Raw genomic sequence first — 25,215 nt, forward strand, 5'->3', positions numbered from 1 at the left:
GCTATAGTGGCCACTACTAGCAGCAGGAGGGATTTAAATGAACGAGGAAGAAATAAATGCAAAGATAGAGGAGCTCGAACAAGGACTGAACCGTTCCAGTGATACGCTCGAAAATGATCATAATGTGTCTGTGAATAAAACAAAGGCGGCTGACGGAGCGGCTGTCATATATAAATATGGCGGCGAGGATCACACCAATACTGCGGAGGAGCCGACGAATCTTCGGGTGGAATTTGACAGAAGTCCCACCGGCGAATGCACTGCAAAAGCCGTTTTCCAGACCAATCGGCATAACACGGAAATTGCAGGCGGGGAAAAGCCGTTTGAAGCATTGTATTTATCGAATACAGAAGGAAGCACGTGGAGGATTGATGCCCCGGGCGGCAAAGAGCTGGAACAGAATGATCTGGACAAAATCCTGGCGTATACCTTTCAAAGCTATCTATTGGAATAGTGAGTACAAGCCGGCAGTCCTGTTCGGGCTGCCTTTTTGTGTAGAATTAAAAAAGGCTCTGTGCGCACACAGAGCTAGCTGAGGGGATATGCTTTCGCCATGTACTATCATCTTCCACCAAGAAGAGGATATGAGAAAAGTGGTACATGCTCTATAATAAAGCGCTTTCATCATAAAATCACGAGGCAATAGTCCTTTTTTACAAATTGAGCCTATCCTGTTATAAAAAAGGGCCCCGCGGGGAATACGGGGCCAGGCTCAGGAGCGGGATGAAATATTCATCCCACAAGCACTTTATCGGATGAACAGTATTCATTAATGAGTCCTTGGATAGAAATAATATAAAAAATATTAAAAGAAGTTTCTGTCTGCTGCAGACGGCGCTGTTAACGATTGCTGGCTTTTTGAACAGCCTGCTCGACCGTTTCTTTGGAAACGTTGAATTTGTCTGCGGTGGCTTCCACCGGGCTGTTGCCCGAATCAGTACTTTGCCCGTACGCCGGCCCGGCCCAGTAAAAATACATGTCCAGTTCTTTGTCTGTCGGGTAGTTTTCCTCCTGCTTCGGCAGTCCTTCGTTATTAATGGAGCCATACACTGTGTCGATTTCGTGGTTGCTGTAGTCTCCGGGCTCATCGTTTTCGACCGCCTCAATGTCTCCGTGAGGAAAGTAATCTGTTTTCCCGTAAACATACCCGCCGTAATCGATCGCTTCTTTGGCGTCGACAAAGTTGATCGTCAGCAGATGGAACTCTTCTTTTTTCTTTATGTCCATGATCACTTCGTCACTGATGGTGTCGATAACAGTTTCATCAATGGAAGGGGGCGCTGCGTCCGGAATCACATAATAATTTACATAAACAGTGTCATTGTAATTAGTATTTTCGCCCTTGTGCAGCGTATAGGAAGGAATGTCCAGTTCGGAGGCTCCCCCGGTTTGTTCTTTTTCGTATGCCGTGAACTCATCCTCCATCTTTTCGGATAAAACGGCGCACGGCACGCCATCATGATTCGAATCAAGGCCGCCCGGGTCATTCTCAGAGCTGAACTTGTGCTCCGTCCAGTAGGCATACAGCTGCTGATCGTCCTCGAAGTCGCTGCAGCTTTTTAGCGCCGTATTATCTTTGGCCGCTTCTGTTTCTGCAGGGGCAGCTTCCTCCTCGCCGGGGTCATTTATTGGGGTGCCCGCAAATAACGCTGCGGCGATACCAATCAAAAGACCCAGGTAAACCATGAAAGCCGTAACAGCCTTCCATCTTGCACCGGACCGGAACCCGGGCAGCCGGCGCCATTTATGTTTTTTCTGCATGAAATTCCCCCCTGGATACTCGGCATACCCCTCTGCAATTACAGGTGATTGTCCTGTTTTATCTTTTTTAGAAAATATGCTTCCTTCGATTTGAATTCCAGCTCATCGATTTTACTTATAATGAAATGATACCTGGAAATTTCGTTGCTGATTTTTAACCCTTTTAATAACGCATCCACCGCCTGACGGATTTCCGCAGCCTCCCGAAGGCTTTCAAACACGATGACGTTCCGGGTAACCAGTCTTGCTTTATCGTGATTGGCCAATTGGGTAATCAAATCAAACAGGTTGTCATAATTGCTGGTTTTCGTATTGTTGATTAAATCGACACTAATCAGAAAGACTCCCATCGAGCATCCCCTCCTGGACCTGTTGGGACGGTATCTTCGTTCATGTTCAACGTGAAACGGCAAAGCTCCGGGGTCAGTCCTGCTTTTCCTTTTTCTGTCTGGCATAAGTCACCCAGCCGATGTAAATGACAATGAAAGCAGCAATTATCGAAGCCATCGTGTCCTGCCTCCCGTGATTTGTTAAGCCTATTGTACCACAGGGAATTCGAGGAGGGGGTTGTCAAAGGTGTCCGGAAGCTGCCTTTTGGGCATGCAGTGGAAAAATAAAGCGTAAAGGGGCGATGGCGATGTATTATGAACCGGGAACGCGCGTATTCAGCGAGGCGAGGCAGCAGTGGGGCGAAGTGATACTTCAAAACCGCCATAAAGGGCCGCAGTGGTACTACGCGAAATTCACCCCGGTCCGGTCGGGGTGGCATCATGAAAGCGACCTGTGGGATGCGGAGGAGCTGTTCGTGTGCAGCTGGGACCGTCACCGGGCGGGACAAATATGACCGCGCCGGCGTAATTTTATTCTCCCCGGTGGTCGTTTCCCCGGATTAAATGTAAAATAGGTGGCGGTGTTATAAATTTGGGAGGGATCGTTATGTATACATCTATTATCTTTTTCATCGAAGACGGGGACCGGCTGATTGTGCCGAAGTCCAACGAGACCCCGAGCGTGGATGAAATTATTGAAAAGCTGAAAAAAGGCAAAAAGCAGGACCTGAAAATGTCCGAGGCCTTCAGCGAATGGTTCAACACCGAAGTGGAGTGCAAAAAAGTAACCAGCGTCAGCGTCAACTTTATTTAACAGCGAGCATCTGCCTGCGGGCGGGTGCTTTTTTCATCGATTAAAAAATTTTCGGTGGATGGTTGTAAAAAAGGAGGCCCGGGTTCCTTTACTGTACAGGGCGGCAAAAAGCCGGCACCTATTCGCTTCAGGAAAGGATGATGAGCATTGGCACAAGCATTGGGGCATCAGCTGATTACGTACGGGGAGGATCATCTCGGCACGCCGTATGAATTCGGCGGCGACGGCACGGATACGTTTGACTGCAGCGGCTTTGTCCGCTACGTGATCGAGTATGTAACCGGGGAAATTATTCCTCGGACCGCAGCCAGCCAGTCGGAAACAGGGACGCCTATTGCGGAGGAGGATCTGCGGACCGGCGATCTCTTGTTCTGGAAGGACACCCGCTCAGAGGATCTGAACCATAATGAAGTGACCCATGTCGGCTTTTACGTGGACGGACAGACGTTTTTAGGGGCGCAGGGGTCCACCGGCGTGGCGTTTGCCGATTCGACACGCGACTACTGGCAGTCCCGTTACGTCGGGGCACGGCGTGTCGTCGACAGTACCGCAGCCCCGCTCACCAATGTAGGCGGAAAAGGAGACCTGCTGCGGGTGGTCGCCAGCCAGGTGAATTACCGCAGCGAACCGTCCTGGGACAGCGGTGCCGTAGCGGGAAAAGTCACGGAGGGCGAGGTGTTTACGATCGAACGCCGCGTGCCAATGAAGGAACGCTCGGATCTGTTTGAGCTCATCTCCGGTACGTATATTACGACGCATGAAAACTACGTGGAGGTGCTGCCGCAGGGGTAAGTTAATACGGCAGCAGCAATAGAAAGCAGGCCCGGCATGCGCTGCCGGGGCCTGCTTTTTTCGTTTTATTTACGTTTCGCAGCCGACGCCGTCTCCGTCACGGTCGAGATGGCTGCCGTAGCCCGGGTCACCTTCGCGGACCGGGGCGGCCCCTGCATTGCGGGCCGCACCGCAGTTGTCATAATACACGTCTTCAGAGGATTCTTCGCTGCCGGAAGAGCCGGAGTCTTCCGAGTCACTGGGATCTTCGGAAGTTTCTTCGTCACCGTCCTGCTCCTCGTAGCCGTCGTCGGTTACATAATCATCGATCGACCAGATGCCGATGCCGGCCGACCGTGCGTCCGCCTCCGCAGCTTCAAATTCGTCGAGGTACTCCGTGTTTGGTGGGTAGACGGCTACCCGGGCGAGTCCTTCCTCAATCAGCTGCTGGTTGAAGTTTTCCCCGTCCACAAACACGTAGGCAAGCAGCCGGCCGTAATAGTCGCGCTCCTCGACGCCGAGCTCGAGCCGCACGTCTTTGCCGTCCAGCTCACTAGTCGTAAATTCCGCAGCCTCCGGTCCGAACGGCTGCACGCCCATCTGCGGGTGTTTGGTTTCCGGAGTGTCGACGAGAATGAGGCGGATGCGTTCCTCGCCGCCTTCGTATTCTACATCGATTGTATCTCCATCGACGACGTTGGTTACTGTCGCGTTGGTGTCTTCAACATCAGAGGCGGAAGATGTGTCTGCCGATGCTTCTTCTTCGGTACTTTCGCTGTCTTCCTTTGTTGCAGCACTGCTGTCGGACGATGTACTTTCGGTGGTGGCTTCTTCAGTGCTGCTGGCATCTTCCTCGTTCGAAGCGTCTTCCTGTTGCTGATTGTCTTCTGTCGTGTCGTCATTTTTACGGCCGGAGGATTCCTGTCCATCAGCATTTCCGTTATTTTCTTCTGCCTGTTCTTTTGGGTCTGTAGTATGTTCATTCTCCGCCGGTTGCTCGCTCGCTTGTTCTTCTGCGGCCTCGTTGCCGCTTTCCTGGCCGGGCTCTTCACTGCATGCTGTGAGAAAGAGCGTGAGCGCCAGGGTGGAGGATAAAAGCGTTAATGGTTTTTTCAATAGAATCACCCCGCTGCATAATTGGTTAGCATATAAACAGGAAATAGATGGACGTAATGTATGAAAAAAGTAGCGGTTGTTAGTATTAGTAATAGTGTACAAGAAAGCAGAGTAAAAGAAAATAACTAACCTGACAGTGTATTTAGTTGTCTGTGCGCAACAGAATATAACTGCAAAAAAAATACACGCGTGAAAATTCCTATGTCATAAAATGACAGTGAAAAAGCCCTCTGCGTCTTTGCAGCGCAGGGGCTAGAACCAATACTATTTCGGCAGATAGTCGTTTCGCACAATCAGCACGTCACAGGCAGCCCGCCGCACGAGACTCTCCGAAACGCTGCCAAGAAAGAGGCGTTCAGCGCGTCCCATTCCGGAGGAACCGGCGACGATCAGGTCCGCTTCGAATTTGTTGGCGGCCTCGGTTGGAATGACTACCTTCGGTGCGCCGTATTCGACGGAGAAGTCAATGGCGGAAATGCCGGCTCCGACGCTCAGGCTGCGGTATTCCTCAAGCAGGTCCTTTCCGCGTTCTTGGTACATTTGGATAATATCTTCAGTATGGTATTCGGCCGAGGAGATAAACGGCGTATTCAGCACATATACGACCTGAACCCGGCTTTTCTCCCGTTTCGCAATGTCGAGGCCGGCATAGAGGGCGCTGGTAGACACCTCGGAGCCGTCTACGGCAATCAGCACGGAGCGGTACGGCGCCGGCGGCTTTTCGTTTTTAACAATCCAGACGTCGCAGGAGGCATGGCGGACGATGCTCGCGGCAACGCTTCCAAAAATCCTCTTTTCAAACGTGCCGGCTCCGGAGCCCCCGGACAGGATCAGGTCAGCTCCGAATTCGTGGGCAATTTCGCCGGAAATCAATGCTTTGGGAGGGCCTTCCTTCATAAACGTCAGCACGTTTTTCACGCCCTGGTCTTCAGCGCTTTGTTTGGCCCGGTTTAAAATATCGGTGCCGATACGTTCCGACGCGCTTAACAGATCCGGCGACCCCCGGCGGAGCTCGCGGATATTGTGGTAATCGATGATGTAGCAGAACGCGAGCGCGCTGTCGCAGGTGAGGGCGGTTTCAACCCCTTTTTGAAGGGCGTATTCCGATTCCTCCGATCCGTCGAGGGCCACGAGGATGCGTTCATAATGCAGCGTCATTGCAATCAATCCCTTCTGGCTTTTTAGTATACCTATAGTTTAGCTCATTTTTTCTTTCCTGCGTGTGAGGATCCTCACATCCAACCGGGACTTTTCAATTTATACTGGTTTCATAAGCAGTTATAAGTAAAAACTATTACAGCCTGAAGCGGCTGTGAAAATAAAGCACAAAGGAGTTTCGGTATGACGGATGGATTAAAGCATATTACCCGGAAGGAAATGGTGAATGAATGTGGAGATGTGCCGCGTACGCTGCCGGAATTAACGAAAGAAGCGGAGGGCAATTCGGAAATCGCCTGCCTGCTGCCCTTTTACGTGTACTACTTTCATACGTATGAGTGGCAGGAATACTCGTTAATGACAGAGCATGCGCTTCCCGGGACGTTGAACCACGCCGTCTTTATCGCACTTGATACCCCGTCGCTGCAGGCATCGGCGCAGATGAAGCGGTACTTTTACGGGCTGTCTTTCATCAGCAGGCTCCCCGAAGACAGGAAGACGGTGTTTACCCTCGAGGAGTGGACGCTGCACGTCTTCCGGAAATACTACTCTTTAACGACGAAGGCAGCGCTCCCGTCCGGGAACGCGAAGCCGAGGCGGACGGGGATGCGGATTTTCCGGGTCATGTAGACACTGGTGGTAAATATGAGAGCGTTTGCGGAATGAGGGAACATAAAGGAGGACTGGTTGCACATGCAAAAGCACCACTACGAAAATGTCGGGGAAAGTACAACAGCAGCAGGGGAAGAGGAGTATATACGGTTTGTGTACATTTTCAGCGAGCCTGGCCGCCGGGAGGAAGTGCTCTACATTGGTACGAAAGAACATGTTCGAAAGCATGCCCGGGTGGGCCTTTTAAATATCGACCTGGAGCTTGCGGACGCTGTCACGGTAGGGAACCGGACGTTTAAAATTGTCGGGATTGAGCGGGTGGCGCCTTTTGAGACGGTGCAACGGACGTACCGGGGCGGCATGGTGACGTATTATTTTTCGGAAGCGGAGCTGCCGTTATCCTGAAGGCTGAAAACATAATAGAAAATAAACGTACAGAGGAGATGCGATATGTATAAAACCATTCTTGCTGCTGTGGACCGGTCCGACGAAGCGAAACGGGCAGCCCGGACGGCGGTCATGCTTGCCGGCCGGTTTGAGGCGACGCTTGTACTGGCGCACGTGGTGAACGAACGGGATTTCAGCGCGTTTCAGTATTACGTTCCATCCGCCTGGGAGGAAACGAAAAAGACGAACGAAGCGATGCTGGAGCAGTTTACAGCTGAAGCCGAAAGCGGGGGCGTGACGAAGGTGGAGACGGTGCTGCGCTCCGGCGCTCCCAAGTCGACGGTGCCAAGAGAGCTTGCTCCGGAGTTTGGCGCTGACCTGATCGTGACCGGGGCCTCCGGGATGGGCACCGTGGAAAAGCTGGTAATGGGGAGTGTGTCGAGCGGCATTCTCCGGAAAGCCAGAGAGGACGTGCTTGTCGTCCGGAAGGAAAGCGCCGGTGGGTACAAAAAAATTCTTGTAGCTGTGGACGGCTCCGAGGAAGCGGGCCTGGCATTTGAAAAAGGCATCCAGCTCGCGCTCCAGACAGGCGCAGAACTGTTTATCGTACACGTGTTTAACTCGTACCTGCTGTATTCCACCTCCCTGAATGCCCGTATCCTAAGAACGATCGAAGACGACGACCGGAAAATGCTGGAGGACTATAAAGCTGAAGCAGAGCGCCTCGGCGTTGCAGACGTAACGACGTCGCTGCTGTACGGGGCGGCCAAGCTGATTATTCCGCAGGAATATGCCATCCAGCATGAAATTGACCTGATCGTAAGCGGCGCCTCCGGCATGAACAGAACGGAGCGACTGCTGCTTGGAAGTGTGGCAGAAGGTATCGCGCACCGGGCGATCTGTGACGTACTGGTGGTGCGGCAGCCGCTCGAGCACAGAGAGCAGTAAGCTATTTTCCGGAATGGATCAGCCCCGCCCGGTAGGCGTACTCCACCAGTTCCTTTCTCGTTTTCATCGCGAGCTTTTCCATCAGGTTGGTGCGGTGGGCTTCGACGGTTTTCACACTGATCACGAGTGTATGGGCAATTTCTTTATTGGCGTAGCCGAGCGCTATATAGTACAAAACCTCCCACTCCCGCGGGGAGAGCCGTCTCGGGCTGCGGACGGAAGCAGGCAGGTGCTGGGCCTGCATCAGCGCGTGGAAGGAAGCCGAGGTGTAGCGCGTGCGCCGGGCGGCAGCCCGGATAGCCCCGTATAAATCTTCAAGGGAATCGGTGTGCAGCAGGCACCCGGTGGAGGCGCGTTCGTATACCTGCTGCAGGAACGCAGGCGTTTCCTCCCCGGAGACTAAAAACACGGCCGGAAGTAAAGGGCGGCTCGCGATAGCCGGAGTCGGTGATATCGTACCGGCATCGACGACGCAGACTGTCTGCGGGCTGCTGGGCGGAAAAGCATCTGCAGGCGGCCAGCCGGAGCTTTCCCTGGTGACGGTAAAGTCAGAAGCTTCGTCCAGCAGCGCTCGTAACGCTTTGCGGTAAATCGGACGCCTGCTTACTAAAACGATCGCAGTCATACTGTCACCTTCTTATGCATGGTTAGACGTTCATACGGCCAGGCGCTTCGGGAACTACTGCCCAGGCAATTAACCATGAAGTGTTAAAAAAACAGGAAAAAATAATTAAGGGTTTTCCCTTATATTTTTTGAAAATCCCCTTTGATAGTATCATAGTAACACTATTGAAGGAGATGGAAATAATGGGCAGGCCCCTTCAAAGTCTTCCAGTGCACGAAAACCCGGACGGATCTTTTGCAAGTTTGCTGTCTCCTGAAGAATTTGAGCGTTTTCAAGCGCGCACGCACCTGGCGCATAAACGGGCCGGCACGTACCTGTATCGAGAAGAAGACCCTTCGGATTATTTCTATTTTCTCTATGAAGGCACCGTGAAAATCCAAAAAGGCACGAGCGACGGAAAGGAACTGACGATCACGCTGCTCGGACGCGGGGACCTGGCCGGCGAATACGGCAGCCTCCAGGCCGTGCGCCATGATTTTTCCGCCAAAGTTGCCGCCGCCAGCACCGTCGGCGTGATCAAAAAAACGGAAATCGAAGCGCTGATCAGAGACTCCGGCGCCTTTTCCCTGAAAATGATGCGGTGGATGGGCAGCAATACGCTAAAGGAGCAGTCAAAATTCCGGGATCTGCTGCTGTACGGCAAAAACGGGGCGCTCGCTTCCACGCTGATCCGGCTCAGCACGACATACGGAGCCGCCCGCGAGAATGGTACTGTCGTGCTGCAGCTGAAGCTTACCAACGCCGAGCTCGGGGAACACATCGGTCTGTCGAGGGAGGGCGTGAACCGCTGCCTGAACGAATGGAAAAAAGCAGGCGTACTCTCCTATGAGAACGGCCTCATTGTTATTCACGATATGCTCTACCTGCGCCGGCAGTGCAACTGCCCGCTGCACAATCTCTGCTCAAGTGACATATGCCGCCTGTAGCAATTTGAATTCCCCGGTGCCCCGGCAGGCACCGGGGTTTTTAGCGTTTACAAAACCTAGGGCCGCACTACCATTACGCTGCACCCGGCATTTTTTGTCAGATGCTCGGAGACGCTCCCGAGAAAAAGTTTTTCGACGGCGTTTAAACCGGTAGCGCCGGTCACGATTAAATCGACGTGGTATTTTGGCACCACCTCGCTCGGAATCGTTATTTTCGGCGAGCCGTATTCAATGTCAGCCACAACGTCTATAACACCGAATTCCTCCGCCTGCTTTTTGTATTGGTCGAGTCGCTGGCGGGCTTCGTTTTCTGCTTCGCCGATAATTGAAGAGTCGTAGTTACTCATTGGCCGGTGGGCATTTTGATTGATCACCTGGGTAATTACAAGCTGGGATCCCTGGGCTTTGGCAATCGGAAGCGCCGCCTCAAACGCATGACCTGCTTCCCTGGAGCCGTCTACAGCAACCAAAATAACGTTCATTGTATGCATAATCTGCCTCCTCCTGAGTTTATCGGATATACTGTCTACTTCTCGTTTATACAGGTGTTTTCCTGTTGCCGGGGACGGTAAATTACACATTGGCCGATTAAGTCCGGAAGCAGCAGGGAATTCAACCGGTAAATACGCATGGGAGGTGCTTAAACATGCTGAGCGTTACCGCTGCTGAAACGGATCATTTCATGGAGATTGAAATAAGCGGGAAATTGACAGAAGAAGACTACGACACGTTTCGTAAATGGTTTCACTCCGTCAAGCAGGACGACACCCCGATTCATCTGCTGGTGATGGTAACTGACTGGAAAGGGATGACGCTTCAGGCAATAGGCGAAGATCTGAAGTGGCTGCGGCGCATAAAGGAATTTCAAAAAATGGCGTTTGTCAGTGATGAACAGGGCATAAAAGCAGCAGAAGCATTTGGGGCGCTCCTGCCCGGAATTGAGACAAAGTATTTCCGGCAGGCGGAAAAGGCGCAGGCACGCGAATGGCTGGCACAATAAAATCACGAACGGAAAGGAGCCTTTCCTCCGCATGGATGAGGCAAACGTTAAATTAGCTGTACAGGGAGAAAACGAGATCAGAAAGGAACAGAGAACAAGCTTTATTCCCCGCATCGGTGAAACGGTGGCTCTGGAGCCGGATGAAAAATTCAGGGTGATCGATATTGAGTACACGATGTTTGGAGAAAATACGGAAGCGGCAGAAGTCGTCGCCCTCGTGGAACGACTGTAAAGCTCCGAAGCGTCTCTTTAAAAGGGGCGCTCTTTATGGGTTTATTTCCATAATATAATTATGTTAACTAATCAGCAAAATGATTACTACGGCAGTAAAAGCGGGTAAAAGGGATTAACGACCATGAAACGTATTTTAAAGGAGGCAGGGACGTGAATAAAAAGCAGAAAAAGCAGTTGGACAAATTGATTGTCGACTATTTGAAGGACCGGGGAAAATCCCATGAACTGAAGGTAGCAGACGAGCTGTCGGAGCGGTTTGAGGGAAAGCTCCATGCCGCTACCGTACTTGTGAGGATCGACAGAATGAAAAAAAGCAACGATCTGCGCCACGAGGCCAGAGCTGTCCACGATACGATCGTCTGGGCGAAAAAACTGTAGCAGAGCGAGCTGCTGTCAGGCACATCTGCTCAATTCCAAAAAGCATGATTCAGGTTTTTAATTCTGCCGGAACAGGGAAAGACAAGCATTAGGAAGAACGGCAGAACGAAGCCCTACTATCCTACAGCTTACGGAGGAGGCATATGAGAAATGGAAAAAGTAGAATTTCAGTTTATCACGTGCGATAAAAGAGGAGAAATTCCAATAGAAAGCGGCATACTAACGATCGAAGATGACAATACATGGCAGGCAGAGCTGATTAATTTCACCGGCGGCATGGAGCTGTTTTCCGATCAGGGAAACGAATTCCGCATGAAAGATAACGCTCTGGTGGAGTACGAAGGCAAGGGCAAAGCCTCCAAAACCGATAACGAAGAAGCAGAAGGAAATATCGTCATCAAAGGCCAGGGGAAAATTAGCAAATACTAATAAGCATCCCGGGCGGGGTGCTTTTTCAATGGCAAAAATGGCAGCCCGCCTCTGCCGCCTGAGTATGAAAGGAGGATTTTTTTATGGACACGTATTATGAGCATCCCGAATACCGCCCGTTTTTCCCGAATGCGCTGAACGCTTCACATTCCATAGAGATACTGGATTTCGACGGCCTGGCGCTGCTTATACAGATGACCGACGAGGCGGTGGAATCACCGCACCGCCCGGACGCGGACGATATGCTGCACTGGCTGTGGGACATTGGCATCGATTATTTGGAAAACAATAATCCTGGCGACCGCCAGCGGATGGTTATTACAGAAGCAGATATGGAAAACGGGACGTTGATTACTTCCTACGAAAATCTTTTGAAGGAATTTGAGGACAACGGGTACTGATCAGCGGTTAAAAAAACCTTATAGGAGGCAACTATGTCATTTCATAATTCAATAGGGAAAAATATCAGGATCGCGCTTGCGGATATAGCGAAGGAAGACAAAGTGCTGAATCTGATTCTTCCTCCTAAAAGCATGGAAAAATTTATTATCGTAAAAATAGATTCCATTGATGAAATGGGAGTATGGATCGAGCACGAAATAGAAGCCGAGCTTGATGAAAATGATGACGGAGAAAAGCTGCTGCAGACCCAGCGCGAGAAAAAGTTCGTCCGTGCAAAATTCCTGATCAAGTGGCACTACATCGAAGGCGCCTATGCCCCGCTCGATGATGACGTTAACAGCAAAATGAAATTTCTGCGATAAAAGGAGGAGCCGCACATGGACAACTGGATTCACCAATTATCAAGCACCGCACGGCAGAACAAAAAAAACGCGTCCACGGTGGAGGAAGAAAAGCAGATGGAAAGCATACGTGACTGCTCGGAGCAGCTGAGAGGCATGTTTGATGAATTAATGGGCACCATCAACGGCCGGTCGGATTTAAAAGTGGAAAAGGTTAAAGGCCACAAGCATGTGAAATATTTTTACGGGGTTTCCGAGCTCATTGTTGAGTCCGGCGACATTTTCACCCGCAAAGGTTTTCTGGAAATGAGCTTTAAAATCCGCATTAATGACTCTGCCTACAACGTCAGTGACGTCCGGCCCCGCAGCGCTTATTTGAAAGATTTAAATTCATGCAGGTGGGAAACAGAAACAGGCATGGCATTTGATGAAGAACAAGTGTCGCTTTTATTTAAGCAAGCACTGCTTCCTTATATTGAAGAATAAAAACAACAGTGGCAGCCGATATATTTCGGCTGTTTTTTGTGTTATTAAATTGTCGCTTTTAATTTTTGTTTAAAAATATACAATAATAAACAGTCATTAATGTTTCAAATTTAATACACTAAAATAATTTCCGAAGCCCGTGACAGGTTAAAAAGAATCATAAAATAAAATTCATAAATTGAAAAATAATAGTACTTTATTACTTGAAATTGGAGTATTATTAAAGAGAGGGGGAAGAACGATGGCTGTCGTGTATGTTAACCGTCACGTTCGTTATGTTCAGGTATTGTTAAGCGATGAAGGCAGTCTATTGCACTGTTTGACGTGGGAAACCGATGAGGGAGTGGTGTTTGACGTACATGCGCTCGACGACAGCTCGTTTTCCCCAAAGTATGACCGGATTTATGTGCCCTTCGACCAGAAAACAATGACTCTCCATGGAAACACGTATATTTTGTATTAGCCGTAGTTTATATCCAGGCGCCAAGTAGCTGAAACTAAACAATTTTTACTGGTGTTTTATTTTATATACACATTGGTGTGTTGAATATGTTGATGATTTGTTGCTTGTGTAGTTTGATTAATGTTTTATTTTTAAGACAAGGCATGGTTGTTGCTTTACGGATACGGATTATCTATTGGAGCAGGGATTGTGTGCGGATGGTGATGGCTGCCTGGCATTTCCTATGCAAGGGGGTGCAGGAGTGTTATGCTTTGGGCGGGACAGAAGTTGAAAGGAGCTTGTGTTATCTCTCAATTTTCGTATGTAATCGATGAACAAGGCAACGAAGTATTCGTAGGGACGGAAAAAGACATTAAGGAAATGTTTCCGGACAGGGAGAAACATATTTTTAACACCGAAGAAGAACTGCTGGGCGGTATACGTAATTTCCGGGAAAATGAACGGATTATATCCGTGGTGAGCGATCTCCCGGTGCTGAATGAACACTGGAAGGATAAGGACAATATGTAAAACAGCTTTGCTTTTTACTGGGCAGCTTTTGGACGGGCCTGTGATTACCCGGGCTCGGGCCGGACTTTTTGATAAAGTCCGGTTTTTTTATTGATACGGGCGTTTAAAAGCCCGGGCGTAGTATAATGAGACGAGCACCTCCCATTTTTGTTAGAGAGGAAGATGTTTATGAAAAAGAAAAGAAATTCTGCCTGGCTGCTGCTGCCGCTACTGCTTCTGCAGGCCTGGTGGCTTTACCGGGAAGCGGAAAAACAAGGAAAACCCAAATGGAAGTGGAGCCTGTGGGGGTTAACCCAGTTTCCGGTGCCGGCGGTTGCTTTTTATATTGTTCACAAGTGGAAAGAGTGAGCCGGGTGCTTCTAGTTGATGGTTTTAAACCGGCATCCAGGTGTAATAGCATAGTAGGAAGCGAGAAAAATGATGGACCGGCAGCACCTATTAGAGTGAAGGGGCGACAAACATGAAACAGGAAACGCAGGAAATTAACGAAATTATATTGGACGAATCGGCACTGCAGTTTGAATCGGCATACTTGTATCTGGAAACATCTGATCCCGATCGAATCGGAGAAAGTGCCTGGACGATCGCCATTTATAATGTCGAGCAGCAATTTTCCGAGGAATTTACCGGCCGAGACAGCATCAGCATCCGGATCAAAACTGAAGAAGCGGAGTACCAGGGGCTCGTTCAATTTAAGAATATCGAAGGCAGCGATAAGAAGCACTGCCACCTGGACGGCCTTGACGAACTGGTGCAGGTGTAGCGAGTGCCTGGAACGAGGGCGGCAGCTGGGGCTGCCGTTCGTTTTTTATATAGCTGGCCTCCCGATGGACGTTTAATACGCGTAAAATAGGGGATTATAGCTGTGAAAAGAAGATCGATGATTGGAAAGGAGAGAAAAACATGAGTCCAAGAAAAGAAGCGATGGCCCAGCTGGCCGGAAGAGTGGAACGGGGAGAAATTGGAGCGGAATGGTCGCCGGTGGATGAAATCGAGCAGGATCGTTTCCAGGAGCTTGTCGAGCACGGCTACGTCACGTACGCCGACGCTTCCGGGGAAAAGGAAGAGGCGGTCTACAGCGGCATTGCCATCACAAAAGAAGGCCGGGAGCTGTTTGAAGAATATAAGCGCCAGGTAGATGAATAACCTGAACGTATCCGGCGGGCGGTGTTAAACCAGCCGCCTTTTTTCATAGACGCTGGTGAATGCGAAGAAATTTGAAGATTGAACCACCGCCTGGGACGGGAATGGAAGCAGACAGCAACCATAAAACCCAGGAGGATGCAATGCCGACATTAACGCTGGAATCTATTAAAACAGTTACTACAAATGAAGTAATTCATATAAACGATGGCAAGCTCTACGCAGGAGAAGGTCCATTGGAGCGCTGGACAGTGTCCATTATGGACTGTGAAAACAAAGAATTTTTCTATCAGGCATTCAACAGCGCTTCTCCCGCGCTGGATTTGTTTTTCCAGACCGGGGAAGGCTTTCATTTTGGCGGCCAGGTGTACATCACCCGGGCGGATGAGGAAAATATAGAGCTTGAAGGAAGCAGCGCGCTTCAGGAACAGTCTTAATCCCTTCATTAAAAATCGGATCTAAGGAGGATGACTATGCCACAGGAACCGGATTTTTCCCGGGAAGGCTGGAAAGGCTACCGGGTACGCCCGCTCCATTTTGCCGGTGAATCGCTCGAAGTGTATCACGAAACAGAACTGGAGCTGCTCGTCCAGGTGACTACCTCGGCGATGGCAGCTGAAGCAAGTTTAAAGGAAGAAAACGTGCCGGAATGGTTATGGGAGATCGGTATCGATTATCTGACCAGCAAACAGCCGGAGGAAAGAAAACGTCTGGTAATAACTGTGCAGGACGTCACGGACGGCGAAGTAAACAAAGCGTATGAGAATTTACTACGGGATTTTGAAGCACCCTCGATCTGAGAGGGTGCTTTTTGCTTCTATTATATAGAAGAAACAAGGGGGAGCACTGGCAGAAAGAGCCGCAGGAGGAGCTTTTCGCTCGCGGACAGGGAAATTCTTTCAGAAAAAACGGGCAGGTGGCTTCTCGAACGGAAAAAACTGTGGTATAAATAAGTGGAGGGGGTGGATGACAGTGGCTTTAGTGGAATTCAAATGCAGAACGCAGCCGCAGGTGACGTACAGTAGTGACGGTCATGAAATTCATTACAAGGTGATTGAATACGCCGACGGCTATGAAGTGGTGCTTCATTCGATGAGTGATTTTCAGCCGGCCGATGAGAAACTGCTGTTTCATCAGGGAAGTCAGGTCATTCACGCCAAAGAGCATACTTACGTATTAGACACCTGTGATTGTGTATACAGCGGGGAGTCCGATGAAACGATCGATCACTCGATCTGTCACAAACCATATTCTAAATCCATGTAGCGGTTAAACGGAGCTTTCCTTCCCGGGAGGCTCTTTTTTGTGGTAGACGCTTGCGCGCATACAGGCTCATATTTGTAATCATTCCGGAAAAGAGAAAGGGGCATACACATGCTGCATTTTGAAAAAAAGGACCTGCACAATTTAAACCACGCGGAGGCGCCGTACGTCTCCATTTACCAGTACGGAAAAACGGACATCAGCAGCCATCCCTCCGACAGCAGCCGCGTGGGACTGTCCAAGCAGGGTATGATGAAGCTGGTGAACTACTGGATCCAGGAAGGCAACCTTGATGATAACGACAAACAGCAGATTAAAGAATGGCTTGACGAGTAACCTCCGGAAGGCGCGGCAGTGAAATTTCGGGTTTAGCAGGAAGGGCGCCGGGAAAAGGAATCACAATTCACCAATCGAAAAATGAACTTCGGGCAAAGCTCAGTGCTGAAGTCGTTAAAGGGGGAATCGTGATAGCACGCCTGCTTGACTTTTATCAGGGACCGTATGAAGGGAGCCCGGGAGAGTCGGAACATTTCAATGGACCGGTGCTCCACATTTTTGAGCGCGATCAGCTGCTGCTGTCGATGCAGATTACGGCAGAAGCGCTCCAGAAAAATGAGCTCAGCGTAGACATGATGACGGTGTATGAGTGGCTCTGGCACCGGGGGCTTGAATTTATTGAACGGGAAAACATTACGGCAGCCACGGTGGTAATAATAACCGACCGGGATATCGAAAAGGACGAAATCATTACGGATTACCGGACGCTTGCTTTTCGGAGATAGAACAAAACAGGGCGCCTGCATTCAGTGCAGGCGCCCTGTTTTATGGGATTAAAAGATGGTGCGGAAAACGCCGGTGACTCTGCCGAGTATCGTACAGTTTTCTAAAATAATTGGATCCATGGTGGCATTTTCAGGCTGCAGCCGGATAAAGTTTTCTTCTTTATAGAACCGCTTAACCGTCGCTTCCATTTCATCCGTCATTGCAACAATGATATCGCCATTATCTGCGGTCTGCTGTTTTTGGACAACGACAAGGTCCCCGTCAAAAATCCCGGCTTCAATCATGCTGTCACCCTGGATGGTAAGCATGTAGACCTGCTCCTCATCGGTCACCATCCGCTCCGGAAGAGGAATGTATTCTTCGACATTTTCCACCGCAGTAATAGGCTCCCCGGCTGTGACTTTACCGATGACTGGAACATACACGGCTTTGCTTTCGTGAATCGGCTCGCTGCCCTGTTCTTCAAGCTCAAGTACTTCAATCGCCCGTGGCTTTGTCGGGTCGCGGCGGATTAGATTTTTGTTTTCAAGGCGGGCGAGGTGCCCGTGAACCGTGGAACTCGAAGCGAGTCCGACAGCTTCCCCGATCTCCCGTACCGAAGGCGGATAGCCTTTTTCTTTTACTTCTTCTTTTATATAATCAAGAATTTGCTGCTGGCGCTTGGATAGCTTCATCTCCGCACCTCCTTTTGAGGAATTTTTCTGAATAAAGTATAGCATGAGGGGAACAAAAACGCAAACACCCGTTCTAATATTTTTGTTGACGGGAACAGGCATTCTGGTATACTGGATGAATATAAGAACATACATTCTCATTCAGGGGGAACACACACATGAATAAACTAAAAACTTTTACTTCCACGGACTGGACCATGCTTGCCTTGTTTGCATTTGCGCTTATGTTTCTGGTATATTCAGCGGACGCTTCAATCACTCCGGAAACGCTGGACGGCACGGATACAGACCGGCCGGCAGAAATCGTCCATGAAGAAAACCATCCGGTTTTAAAGGACAGGTTAGTCTACCAGGAAGAGCCGTGGGAACGGACAGTGACATTTGACGCTCCCGAACAGTAAAACCCGAACGGAAAGGACCGCAAAGACATGAAAACATGCATTATCTATGCCCGGGTAAGTACGGAAAAAGAAGAACAGCAGTCCTCGCTTGCCAGGCAGCAGGAAGAGCTGGAGGCTCTTGCGGCCGCGAATGGCTGGACTGTACGGCAGACCGTCACCGAACAGGAAAGCAGCTATTCGGTGGAACGGGACGGGCTTCTCCGCGTGTTTGAGCTTCTTGATGATACTGAAGCAGATACGCTGTTAATCACGGACGATACGCGGCTTGGACGTGGAAATGCCAAAATCGCCGTGCTTCACGAACTGCAGAAACGGGGCACGTTCATCTATACGGTAAAAGAGGACGGAGAGCTCGAAATTGCGGATACTGACCATATGATTATGGATATTTTGTCCATCGTCGAAGAACACCAGCGCCGGCTCCATAATTTCAAAATTAAGCGGGGGATGCAGCGGGCGGTGGAAAACGGCTATCATCCGGAGGAAAACTTCGGACTGAACCGGAGCGGCGGGCGAAAGAAAAAAGAAGTGCCCATTGAAGAAATTGTTAAACTGAAGCAGCGGGAGCTGACGTTTAAAGATATTGCCTCTACGCTCCGCGGCCTCGGCTACGATATTTCCAAAGCGACGGTGCACCGCCGTTATAAAGAACACGAAAAGCAGGCGGCCGAAACAGAGCAGCAGTGATTTATTTGCGGGAGCGCCAGGTTTTTAATATAATGATAAAGGAACGCACAATTTAAGGGAGGCAACTTATGCTTTCGAAAGAAAAAATTGACCGGATTAATGAGTTGGCCAAACGTCAGAAATCGACAGGGCTGACAGCGGAAGAAGAAGAGGAACAGCACGCGCTGCGCCAAGAATATTTAAACAAATTCCGTTCTTCATTCAAAAACCAGCTCGAAAACGTCAAAGTGGTGGACGAAGAAGGCACGGATGTCACTCCGAACAAGCTTGAACGTGTGAAACGACGGAACCGCAGCTTCCGGCATTAAGAAAAGGAGGCCTGGTCTTGAAAAAGAGCAGGCCTTTTGATTTTGTTCTTTCTCCGCTAACCCGCTTGTGTAATCGTTTTAAAACCTTTATCATAAAAACGTACATGTACACGGAACCCCCTGCTGAGCCACTTGAGTGGCACGGGTTTCCATAAAAATACATACTGTGGAGGGACATATGCATGGCAATTAGCACAGAACAATTAGCAATCAACACGATCCGGACGTTGTCCATCGAAAGCATCGAAAAAGCCCAGTCGGGCCACCCGGGGCTTCCGATGGGCGCCGCGCCGATGGCATACGCACTCTGGACCAAATCCATGAACCATAATCCGGGCAACCCGTCCTGGTTTAACCGCGACCGCTTCGTGCTGTCGGCCGGCCACGGATCGATGCTTCTATACAGCATGCTGCACCTGAGCGGCTACGACCTGTCGCTTGACGAACTCAAGCACTTCCGCCAGTGGGGAAGCAAAACACCGGGGCATCCGGAATACGGCCACACCCCGGGCGTGGAAGCAACGACCGGCCCGCTCGGGCAGGGACTGGCCATGGGCACCGGCATGGCGATGGCCGAACGCCACCTGGCGGCCAAGTACAACACGGACGATCACGCCGTGGTGGACCATTTCACGTACGTACTCTGCGGCGACGGCGACCTGATGGAGGGCGTGTCCTCCGAATCGGCGTCGCTGGCCGGCCACCTGCAGCTTGGCAACCTGGTGGTGCTGTATGACTCCAACGACGTCTCCCTGGACGGCGCCCTGAACCAGTCGTTTTCGGAAAACGTGCTGCAGCGCTACGAGGCGTACGGCTGGCATACCATCCTGATCGAAGACGGCAACGACGTGGCGGCCCTCGAGGCAGCGATTGAAGAAGCCAAGCAGTCCCCGAAACCGTCCATGATCGAAGTGAAGACCGTGATCGGGTACGGGGCGCCGAACAAAGGCGGCACAAATGCGGCCCACGGCGCGCCGATCGGCGATGAGGAATACAACCTGGTGAAAGAAGCCTACCAGTGGGACTACGACGCGTTCCATGTCCCGCCGGAAGTGACCGAGCTGTTTGCGGAAGTGAAAGCCTCCGGCGCGAAAGCCGAACAGGAATGGAACGAGCTGTTCGCCTCCTACAAAGAGGCCAATCCGGAACTGGGCAGCGAACTCGAGCAGGCGATCGCCGGCGAGCTCCCGAACGGATGGGACGCGAAGCTGCCGGTCTTCACCGATGAAAAAGCAGCGACCCGGGCTGCGTCGGGCGATGTGCTGCAGGAAGTAGCGGCCGCGGTGCCGTCCCTGTTCGGCGGATCGGCGGACCTGGCCGGCTCCAACAAAACGCTGATCAAAGCGGAGAACGATTTCAGCCGCTACGACTACACCGGGCGCAACATCTGGTTCGGCGTCCGGGAATTCGCGATGGCCGCCGCCGTGAACGGCATCCAGCTGCACGGCGGTTTGAAGCCCTTCGGCTCGACGTTTCTCGTGTTCTCCGATTACCTGCGGCCGGCCCTGCGCCTGAGCGCGCTCATGGAGCTTCCGCTCACGCACGTGTTCACCCACGACAGCATCGCGGTCGGCGAAGACGGCCCGACCCACGAGCCGGTGGAACAGCTGGCCGCGCTCCGGGCAATTCCGAACCTGAACGTGATCCGGCCGGCGGACGGCAACGAAACGGTCGCGGCATGGCGCGTGGCGATGGAGAGCGAAACCACGCCAACGGCGCTGGTGCTGACCCGCCAGGGCGTGCCAACGCTCGAAGACACGAAGGACAAAGCGGTGGAAGGCGTGCGCCAGGGAGCGTACGTGATCGGCGAACAGGCCGAGCGCCCGGACCTGCTGCTCGTCGCTTCCGGCTCCGAGGTGTCGCTCGCGGTGGACGCGAAAGCCCGGCTGCAGGACGACGGCTGGACGGTGAATGTCGTCAGCATGCCGAACTTCCACGCCTTCGACCATCAGTCCGAGGCCTACCGCCGCTCGGTGCTGCCGGACGGCGTGCCGGCGATGGCCGTGGAAATGGGCTCCTCCTTCGGCTGGTACAAGTACGTCGGCGCCGAGGGCGCCGTGTACGGCATTGACCGCTTCGGGGCGTCCGCGCCGGGCGGGGAAGTCGTGGAAAAGTACGGCTTCACCCCCGACAAGGTGGCCGAAGCAGCCAGACAGCTGATCAAAAAATAGCAGTGTTTGTGGAGAAAGCAGCCTGCGGGCTGCTTTCTCCTATTTTTAACCGAAAGAAAAACAGAGGAACAGGCGCGGGGACTTTCGAATCGATGCTTTCTTTACCTAAAAGAATGCGTTATAATAAACAAGGTCTGTTTAGAGACGCTAACAACACACACATATATGTTAGGTATTCGGGAAAGGGGTAAGAAGACACATGGGCTGGCTATGGTTAACAATTATCGGCATTGTCATTTTACTGGTTGGTATAGCCATCGGTTTCTTTATCGCAAGAAAAACGATGATGAACTACTTGAAAAAGAATCCTCCTATTAATGAACAAATGCTGCGCGTCATGATGATGCAGATGGGGCAGAATCCGTCCCAGAAGAAGATCAACCAAATGATGAAAGCAATGCAGCGACAACAAGATAAGAAATAACGATCAGCACCCTTCTAGCTTCTGGAGGGTGCTTTTTTATCCATAGAGAGGAGGACAACCGGATGCGCGCTTTTTGGGATTTACGCTGGTTTTTCTGGCAGGAGCGGTTCAAGTACAGCTTTGGGATCCTGCTGCTTATTATTGTAGCGCTGCTGTCGCTTCTGCCGCCGTATGTGGTCGGAGTGGTGGTGGATGCCATTGAGCAGAACCGCCTGACCACGGACATGCTTGCCGGCTGGATGGGAGCGATGATGGCGGCAGGAATATGCATGTACGTTCTCCGGTACGTATGGCGCATTATGATTTTTGGTTCCTCGCTTCATCTCGGGCGCACGCTTCGTTACAATCTGTATCAGCACTTTACACGGATGAGCAGTGATTTTTTCGGTCGGAAGCGGACCGGGGATTTGATGGCGCACGCGACCAATGATATTACCGCGGTGCAGATGATGGCCGGCCAGGGGGTTTTAACGATTGTGGATTCGCTCGTCATGGGAGGCTTCGTGGTACTGGCGATGGCGGTTGGGATCAGCTGGCAGCTGACGCTGATCACGCTTTTGCCGATGCCGCTGATGGCGCTTTTGACGAGCTGGTACGGCCACCTGCTGCATCAGCGGTTTGGTGACGCCCAGCAGTCCTTTTCCCAGTTGAACAACCGGACGCAGGAGAGCATTTCCGGGGTGAAAGTGACGAAAACGTTCGGCTACGAACAAGAAGATATTCAGGCTTTTGACGAGCAGTCGCGGGACGTCGTGGATAAAAACGAGCGGGTGGCCCGGATTGACGCCCTGTTTGACCCGACCATCACACTTATTATCGGGGTGTGTTACCTGCTTGCGATTGGCTTTGGGGCCGGATATGTAACCGATGGGACCATCACGATCGGCCAGCTGACGACGTTCAGTGTTTATTTGGGCATGCTGATTTGGCCGATGCTTGCGTTCGGGTGGTTTTTTAATATTATTGAACGCGGCCACGCCTCGTATGACCGTATTCGGCAGCTGATGGCCGAGCGGACGGATATTACCGACCAAAAGGCCGGGGTGAAGGACGTACCGGCCGGGGTGTTGCAGATAGACATAGACGAGTTTTATTACCCGCGGTCGGAAACGAGGGCGCTTCACGGCATCCGTGCGTCGGTGCAGCCGGGAGAGACGATCGGAATCGTCGGGCGGACCGGCGCCGGAAAAACCACGCTTTTACGGCTGCTTCTGCGGGAGCTGAAAAGCGGGGACGGGGCCATTACCATCGGGGGAGTGCCGGCGGAAGCCTATTATCTGGATACGTACCGCCTGGCGTTTGGAAACGTGCCCCAGGAGCACTTTTTATTTTCGATGACGCTTGCGGACAATATCGCCTTTTCTAACCCTGAAGCCGCCCAGCAGGACATTCAGCGCGCGGCGGGCCTTGCAGCCATTCATGACGATATCGTGGCGCTTCCCCAGGGCTATGCGACAGCGGTTGGAGAGCGCGGGGTCACGCTTTCCGGGGGGCAGAAGCAGCGCATTTCGATTGCGCGGGCGCTTCTTCAAAACCCGGAAATCCTTATCCTGGATGACGCCCTTTCCGCCGTGGACGCAACTACCGAGCAGCAGATTCTCGAAGCGCTGAAACGGGAGCGGGAGGGCAAAACGACCTTTATCGTGACGCACCGCATGAGCACGGTGAAAGAAGCGGACGCGGTATGGGTGCTGGAAAACGGTACCGTCGTCGAAAACGGCTCCCACCAGGCCCTGATGGAAGCCCGGGGCATTTATGCAGAAATGGTGAAACGCGAAGAGCTAAAGGCTCAGGTGGAAAGGGGGGACCGCTGATGCTGCATGAGGATAAAGTATTAACCAAACAGGAGCAGCGGGCGATCGTCAAGCGGCTGTTAAAGTACGCAGCTGTACACAAATGGCTGCTGGCGTCGGCCTGTACGTTTCTAGTGATCGGCGTTGGAGCGGAGCTTCTCAGCCCGTATCTCGTGAAGGTGTTCATTGACAGCTACGTGACCCCGGGCGTGTTCCCCGCGGGCGAATTGACGTGGCTGGCGTCGGTATTTGCGGCAGCTACCGTTCTTTCTGCGGTGATGGTGTACTTTCACACCTACTGGTTTCAGCGGATTGCCCTGAAAAGCATCCAGCAGATCCGGGTCGACGTGTTTTCGAGCGTCGAGGGCGCGTCGATGCGTTTTTACGACCAGACACCCTCGGGGGCGCTCGTAAGCCGTATTACTAACGACACCGAGCGTATCCGGGAGCTGTATATGGAAGTGCTCTCCACGTTTATTCAAAACGGGGTGTTTCTTATCGGCGTACTTGTGGCGATGTTCTTTCTGGACGTCCGGCTGGCAGCGACAGCGATACTGATCATGCCGCTCCTGCTTATGTTAATGGCGCTTTACCGCCGCTACAGCTCCAGGTACTACGGGGAAATGAGCGGCAAGCTGAGCCGGCTGAATACGAAGATTAATGAAAGCCTTCAGGGCATGTCGGTCATTCAGCTGTTTCGGCAGGAAAGCCGGATGAAACAGGAATTTTCCGGTATTAATGATGCCCACTACGAAGCCGGGCTGAAAAGCATGAAGATCGACGGCCTGCTGCTTCGTCCGGCGATCGATCTCGTATCGGTGCTTGCGCTCATCGGCGTGCTCTCCTATTTCGGCATTTTGTCGTTGGAAGGGGCTGTGCAGGTCGGGGTGATTTATGCCTTTGTCAATTATTTTGAGCGCTTTTTTGAACCGGTCAATGAAATCATGCAGCAGATGTCGCTGTATCAGCAGTCGATCGTTTCCGCCGGCCGGGTGTTTCATTTAATGGATATCACGACAGAGGAAGCGGCCGCCGGGCACAAACGCCAAACGGGGGAGGCGTCCCCGAGCGGGGAAATCGAATTTGAGCATGTGACCTTCAGCTATGACGGCGAGCACCCGGTCCTCCGCGACATTAACCTGTCGGTCAAAGAGGGCGAAACGATCGCGATCGTCGGCCACACCGGCAGCGGTAAAAGCTCCATCATTAACCTGCTGCTCCGGTTTTATGACTACGATACCGGCACGGTTTTTCTTGGCGGAAAGGATCTGCAGCGCTGGCCGGAACAGGCGCTGCGCCGGCACGTCGGGCTCGTGCTGCAGGATCCATTTTTGTTTACCGGCACGGTACGGGAAAACATTGCGATGCACAATCACGGGCTAAGCGACGAGGAAGTGCGGCAGGCCGCTGCTTTCGTCGGCGCGGACCGGTTTATTGAAGCACTGCCGAACCAGTACGACGAGCAGGTAGGCGAGCGGGGAAGCTCGTTTTCTAATGGCGAAAAACAGCTAATTACGTTTGCCCGTACAGTCGCCCATGACCCGAAGGTGCTCGTGCTTGATGAAGCCACGGCCAATATCGACAGCGAAAGTGAAGCGGTAATCCAGCAGGCGCTTGCGAGCCTCGTAAAAAACCGGACAACCATCATGATTGCGCACCGATTGTCCACGATCCGGCACGCGGACCAGATCATCGTCCTGCACCAGGGGGAAATTGCCGAACGCGGCACGCACCAGGAGCTGCTTGCCTCCGGAGGGCTGTACGAAAAAATGTACCGGCTGCAGCACGAAAATGAAGAAGTAAGATAAAAGCGGGAACAATTGCGAGCCGCCGCTGCGGGGTGTATCATAAAGGCAGGAAAGCCTTCATGTGATACAC

At 51.8% G+C, this 25,215-nt stretch carries 39 protein-coding genes; 32 read left to right on the forward strand and 7 right to left on the reverse strand.

The features are described 5' to 3' along the window. Positions 1-37: 37 nt before the first annotated feature. Entirely contained in the window at positions 38-454 is a 417-nt protein-coding gene (locus tag CHL76_RS09200) for a hypothetical protein (RefSeq protein ID WP_094908408.1), read from the forward strand. A gap of 386 nt (positions 455-840) precedes the next feature. Here CHL76_RS09200 and CHL76_RS09205 read toward each other — a convergent pair whose 3' ends face one another. Both CHL76_RS09205 and CHL76_RS09210 read right to left on the reverse strand, forming a co-directional pair. Then, the gene (locus CHL76_RS09205) at positions 841-1,761 is read right to left on the reverse strand and encodes a hypothetical protein (RefSeq protein WP_094908409.1); all 921 of its coding nucleotides are present in this window, start codon (positions 1,759-1,761) and stop codon (positions 841-843) included. A 38-nt stretch (positions 1,762-1,799) separates the two neighbouring features. Next, entirely contained in the window at positions 1,800-2,111 is a 312-nt protein-coding gene (locus tag CHL76_RS09210) for a hypothetical protein (RefSeq protein WP_079476426.1), read from the reverse strand. A 287-nt stretch (positions 2,112-2,398) separates the two neighbouring features. On the opposite strand from CHL76_RS09210, the gene CHL76_RS09215 reads away from it, so the two are divergent. From CHL76_RS09215 to CHL76_RS09225, 3 genes are all read left to right on the forward strand, one after another. Continuing rightward, positions 2,399-2,605 carry a hypothetical protein gene (locus tag CHL76_RS09215; RefSeq protein ID WP_079476427.1) on the forward strand — a complete coding sequence of 69 codons (207 nt, stop codon included), beginning with the start codon at positions 2,399-2,401 and terminating at the stop codon, positions 2,603-2,605. A gap of 92 nt (positions 2,606-2,697) precedes the next feature. Next, positions 2,698-2,904 (forward strand): hypothetical protein, encoded by a 207-nt coding sequence (locus CHL76_RS09220; RefSeq protein WP_079476428.1) that lies wholly within the window; start codon positions 2,698-2,700, stop codon positions 2,902-2,904. 147 nt (positions 2,905-3,051) lie between these two features. Next, on the forward strand, positions 3,052-3,696 hold the full coding sequence (locus tag CHL76_RS09225; protein WP_079476429.1) for a C40 family peptidase: 645 nt from the start codon (positions 3,052-3,054) through the stop codon (positions 3,694-3,696). A 69-nt stretch (positions 3,697-3,765) separates the two neighbouring features. Here CHL76_RS09225 and CHL76_RS17190 read toward each other — a convergent pair whose 3' ends face one another. Continuing rightward, complete coding sequence (locus CHL76_RS17190) at positions 3,766-4,791, reverse strand: thermonuclease family protein (protein ID WP_079476430.1); 1,026 nt, start codon at positions 4,789-4,791, stop codon at positions 3,766-3,768. A 264-nt stretch (positions 4,792-5,055) separates the two neighbouring features. Next, positions 5,056-5,949, reverse strand: a complete 894-nt coding sequence (locus CHL76_RS09235; protein WP_079476431.1) for a universal stress protein — start codon at positions 5,947-5,949, stop codon at positions 5,056-5,058. Between the two features lie 183 nt (positions 5,950-6,132). Here CHL76_RS09235 and CHL76_RS09240 point away from each other — a divergent pair, with 183 nt between their 5' ends. The 3 genes from CHL76_RS09240 (at position 6,133) to CHL76_RS09250 (ending at position 7,896) form a co-directional block, all read left to right on the forward strand. Continuing rightward, entirely contained in the window at positions 6,133-6,579 is a 447-nt protein-coding gene (locus CHL76_RS09240; RefSeq protein ID WP_079476432.1) for a hypothetical protein, read from the forward strand. A gap of 63 nt (positions 6,580-6,642) precedes the next feature. After that, positions 6,643-6,966: a hypothetical protein gene (locus tag CHL76_RS09245; protein WP_079476433.1), complete on the forward strand. Its 324-nt coding sequence runs from the start codon at positions 6,643-6,645 to the stop codon at positions 6,964-6,966. A 45-nt stretch (positions 6,967-7,011) separates the two neighbouring features. After that, a complete protein-coding gene (locus CHL76_RS09250) occupies positions 7,012-7,896 on the forward strand; it encodes a universal stress protein (protein ID WP_094908410.1) in 885 nt (294 codons plus the stop codon). 1 nt (position 7,897) lies between these two features. On the opposite strand, the gene CHL76_RS09255 is transcribed toward CHL76_RS09250, so the two are convergent. After that, complete coding sequence (locus CHL76_RS09255; RefSeq protein ID WP_079476435.1) at positions 7,898-8,521, reverse strand: response regulator transcription factor; 624 nt, start codon at positions 8,519-8,521, stop codon at positions 7,898-7,900. A 182-nt stretch (positions 8,522-8,703) separates the two neighbouring features. On the opposite strand from CHL76_RS09255, the gene CHL76_RS09260 reads away from it, so the two are divergent. Beyond that, positions 8,704-9,447: a Crp/Fnr family transcriptional regulator gene (locus CHL76_RS09260; RefSeq protein ID WP_158219139.1), complete on the forward strand. Its 744-nt coding sequence runs from the start codon at positions 8,704-8,706 to the stop codon at positions 9,445-9,447. Positions 9,448-9,503: 56 nt separating this feature from the next. On the opposite strand, the gene CHL76_RS09265 is transcribed toward CHL76_RS09260, so the two are convergent. Then, positions 9,504-9,938, reverse strand: coding sequence for a universal stress protein (locus tag CHL76_RS09265; RefSeq protein WP_079476437.1), 435 nt, complete (start codon positions 9,936-9,938; stop codon positions 9,504-9,506). A gap of 155 nt (positions 9,939-10,093) precedes the next feature. Between CHL76_RS09265 and CHL76_RS09270 the strand changes: the two genes are divergently transcribed. From CHL76_RS09270 to CHL76_RS09350, 17 genes are all read left to right on the forward strand, one after another. Further along, on the forward strand, positions 10,094-10,447 hold the full coding sequence (locus CHL76_RS09270; protein WP_079476438.1) for a SpoIIAA family protein: 354 nt from the start codon (positions 10,094-10,096) through the stop codon (positions 10,445-10,447). A gap of 31 nt (positions 10,448-10,478) precedes the next feature. Further along, the gene (locus tag CHL76_RS09275) at positions 10,479-10,679 is read left to right on the forward strand and encodes a hypothetical protein (RefSeq protein WP_079476439.1); all 201 of its coding nucleotides are present in this window, start codon (positions 10,479-10,481) and stop codon (positions 10,677-10,679) included. Positions 10,680-10,831: 152 nt separating this feature from the next. Next, positions 10,832-11,059: a hypothetical protein gene (locus CHL76_RS09280; protein ID WP_079476440.1), complete on the forward strand. Its 228-nt coding sequence runs from the start codon at positions 10,832-10,834 to the stop codon at positions 11,057-11,059. Positions 11,060-11,209: 150 nt separating this feature from the next. Further along, positions 11,210-11,488: a hypothetical protein gene (locus CHL76_RS09285; protein ID WP_079476441.1), complete on the forward strand. Its 279-nt coding sequence runs from the start codon at positions 11,210-11,212 to the stop codon at positions 11,486-11,488. Positions 11,489-11,571: 83 nt separating this feature from the next. Continuing rightward, positions 11,572-11,889 (forward strand): hypothetical protein, encoded by a 318-nt coding sequence (locus tag CHL76_RS09290; protein WP_079476442.1) that lies wholly within the window; start codon positions 11,572-11,574, stop codon positions 11,887-11,889. A 33-nt stretch (positions 11,890-11,922) separates the two neighbouring features. Next, positions 11,923-12,252, forward strand: coding sequence for a hypothetical protein (locus CHL76_RS09295; protein WP_079476443.1), 330 nt, complete (start codon positions 11,923-11,925; stop codon positions 12,250-12,252). A gap of 15 nt (positions 12,253-12,267) precedes the next feature. After that, positions 12,268-12,717 (forward strand): hypothetical protein, encoded by a 450-nt coding sequence (locus CHL76_RS09300; protein WP_079476444.1) that lies wholly within the window; start codon positions 12,268-12,270, stop codon positions 12,715-12,717. 241 nt (positions 12,718-12,958) lie between these two features. Next, positions 12,959-13,180: a hypothetical protein gene (locus CHL76_RS09305; protein WP_079476445.1), complete on the forward strand. Its 222-nt coding sequence runs from the start codon at positions 12,959-12,961 to the stop codon at positions 13,178-13,180. A gap of 246 nt (positions 13,181-13,426) precedes the next feature. Continuing rightward, a complete protein-coding gene (locus CHL76_RS09310) occupies positions 13,427-13,690 on the forward strand; it encodes a hypothetical protein (RefSeq protein WP_079476446.1) in 264 nt (87 codons plus the stop codon). 168 nt (positions 13,691-13,858) lie between these two features. Then, positions 13,859-14,038 carry a hypothetical protein gene (locus CHL76_RS09315; protein ID WP_079476447.1) on the forward strand — a complete coding sequence of 60 codons (180 nt, stop codon included), beginning with the start codon at positions 13,859-13,861 and terminating at the stop codon, positions 14,036-14,038. Between the two features lie 112 nt (positions 14,039-14,150). Beyond that, positions 14,151-14,453: a hypothetical protein gene (locus tag CHL76_RS09320; protein WP_079476448.1), complete on the forward strand. Its 303-nt coding sequence runs from the start codon at positions 14,151-14,153 to the stop codon at positions 14,451-14,453. Positions 14,454-14,593: 140 nt separating this feature from the next. After that, positions 14,594-14,836 carry a hypothetical protein gene (locus CHL76_RS09325; RefSeq protein ID WP_079476449.1) on the forward strand — a complete coding sequence of 81 codons (243 nt, stop codon included), beginning with the start codon at positions 14,594-14,596 and terminating at the stop codon, positions 14,834-14,836. A 140-nt stretch (positions 14,837-14,976) separates the two neighbouring features. Next, on the forward strand, positions 14,977-15,270 hold the full coding sequence (locus CHL76_RS09330; protein WP_094908411.1) for a hypothetical protein: 294 nt from the start codon (positions 14,977-14,979) through the stop codon (positions 15,268-15,270). A gap of 36 nt (positions 15,271-15,306) precedes the next feature. Further along, positions 15,307-15,633 carry a hypothetical protein gene (locus tag CHL76_RS09335; protein WP_079476451.1) on the forward strand — a complete coding sequence of 109 codons (327 nt, stop codon included), beginning with the start codon at positions 15,307-15,309 and terminating at the stop codon, positions 15,631-15,633. Between the two features lie 166 nt (positions 15,634-15,799). Then, positions 15,800-16,099 carry a hypothetical protein gene (locus CHL76_RS09340; RefSeq protein WP_091610843.1) on the forward strand — a complete coding sequence of 100 codons (300 nt, stop codon included), beginning with the start codon at positions 15,800-15,802 and terminating at the stop codon, positions 16,097-16,099. Between the two features lie 108 nt (positions 16,100-16,207). Further along, positions 16,208-16,432 (forward strand): hypothetical protein, encoded by a 225-nt coding sequence (locus tag CHL76_RS09345; RefSeq protein WP_079476453.1) that lies wholly within the window; start codon positions 16,208-16,210, stop codon positions 16,430-16,432. Between the two features lie 128 nt (positions 16,433-16,560). Next, positions 16,561-16,878, forward strand: coding sequence for a hypothetical protein (locus CHL76_RS09350; RefSeq protein WP_094908412.1), 318 nt, complete (start codon positions 16,561-16,563; stop codon positions 16,876-16,878). A gap of 48 nt (positions 16,879-16,926) precedes the next feature. Here the strand turns inward: CHL76_RS09350 and lexA are convergent, their stop codons facing one another. Further along, complete coding sequence (lexA, locus tag CHL76_RS09355; RefSeq protein ID WP_079476455.1) at positions 16,927-17,553, reverse strand: transcriptional repressor LexA; 627 nt, start codon at positions 17,551-17,553, stop codon at positions 16,927-16,929. Between the two features lie 158 nt (positions 17,554-17,711). On the opposite strand from lexA, the gene CHL76_RS09360 reads away from it, so the two are divergent. The 7 genes from CHL76_RS09360 to CHL76_RS09390 all read left to right on the forward strand — a co-directional run bounded on the left by CHL76_RS09360 (position 17,712) and on the right by CHL76_RS09390 (position 25,145). Next, positions 17,712-17,954: a hypothetical protein gene (locus tag CHL76_RS09360; RefSeq protein WP_094908413.1), complete on the forward strand. Its 243-nt coding sequence runs from the start codon at positions 17,712-17,714 to the stop codon at positions 17,952-17,954. A 27-nt stretch (positions 17,955-17,981) separates the two neighbouring features. Continuing rightward, positions 17,982-18,641 carry a YneB family resolvase-like protein gene (locus CHL76_RS09365; RefSeq protein WP_094908414.1) on the forward strand — a complete coding sequence of 220 codons (660 nt, stop codon included), beginning with the start codon at positions 17,982-17,984 and terminating at the stop codon, positions 18,639-18,641. 68 nt (positions 18,642-18,709) lie between these two features. Then, positions 18,710-18,949 (forward strand): DUF896 domain-containing protein, encoded by a 240-nt coding sequence (locus tag CHL76_RS09370; RefSeq protein ID WP_094908415.1) that lies wholly within the window; start codon positions 18,710-18,712, stop codon positions 18,947-18,949. 182 nt (positions 18,950-19,131) lie between these two features. Continuing rightward, a complete protein-coding gene (gene tkt, locus CHL76_RS09375; protein ID WP_094908416.1) occupies positions 19,132-21,120 on the forward strand; it encodes a transketolase in 1,989 nt (662 codons plus the stop codon). Between the two features lie 199 nt (positions 21,121-21,319). After that, on the forward strand, positions 21,320-21,544 hold the full coding sequence (locus tag CHL76_RS09380) for a YneF family protein (RefSeq protein WP_022792130.1): 225 nt from the start codon (positions 21,320-21,322) through the stop codon (positions 21,542-21,544). 62 nt (positions 21,545-21,606) lie between these two features. Next, entirely contained in the window at positions 21,607-23,358 is a 1,752-nt protein-coding gene (locus tag CHL76_RS09385) for an ABC transporter transmembrane domain-containing protein (RefSeq protein WP_094908417.1), read from the forward strand. After that, positions 23,358-25,145, forward strand: coding sequence for an ABC transporter ATP-binding protein (locus CHL76_RS09390; protein ID WP_094908418.1), 1,788 nt, complete (start codon positions 23,358-23,360; stop codon positions 25,143-25,145). The genes CHL76_RS09385 and CHL76_RS09390 overlap by 1 nt, the downstream gene beginning before the upstream one ends. Positions 25,146-25,215 lie beyond the last annotated feature (70 nt).

Source organism: Marinococcus halophilus (assembly GCF_002265875.1).
In the GTDB taxonomy this organism is placed as follows: domain Bacteria; phylum Bacillota; class Bacilli; order Bacillales; family Marinococcaceae; genus Marinococcus; species Marinococcus halophilus.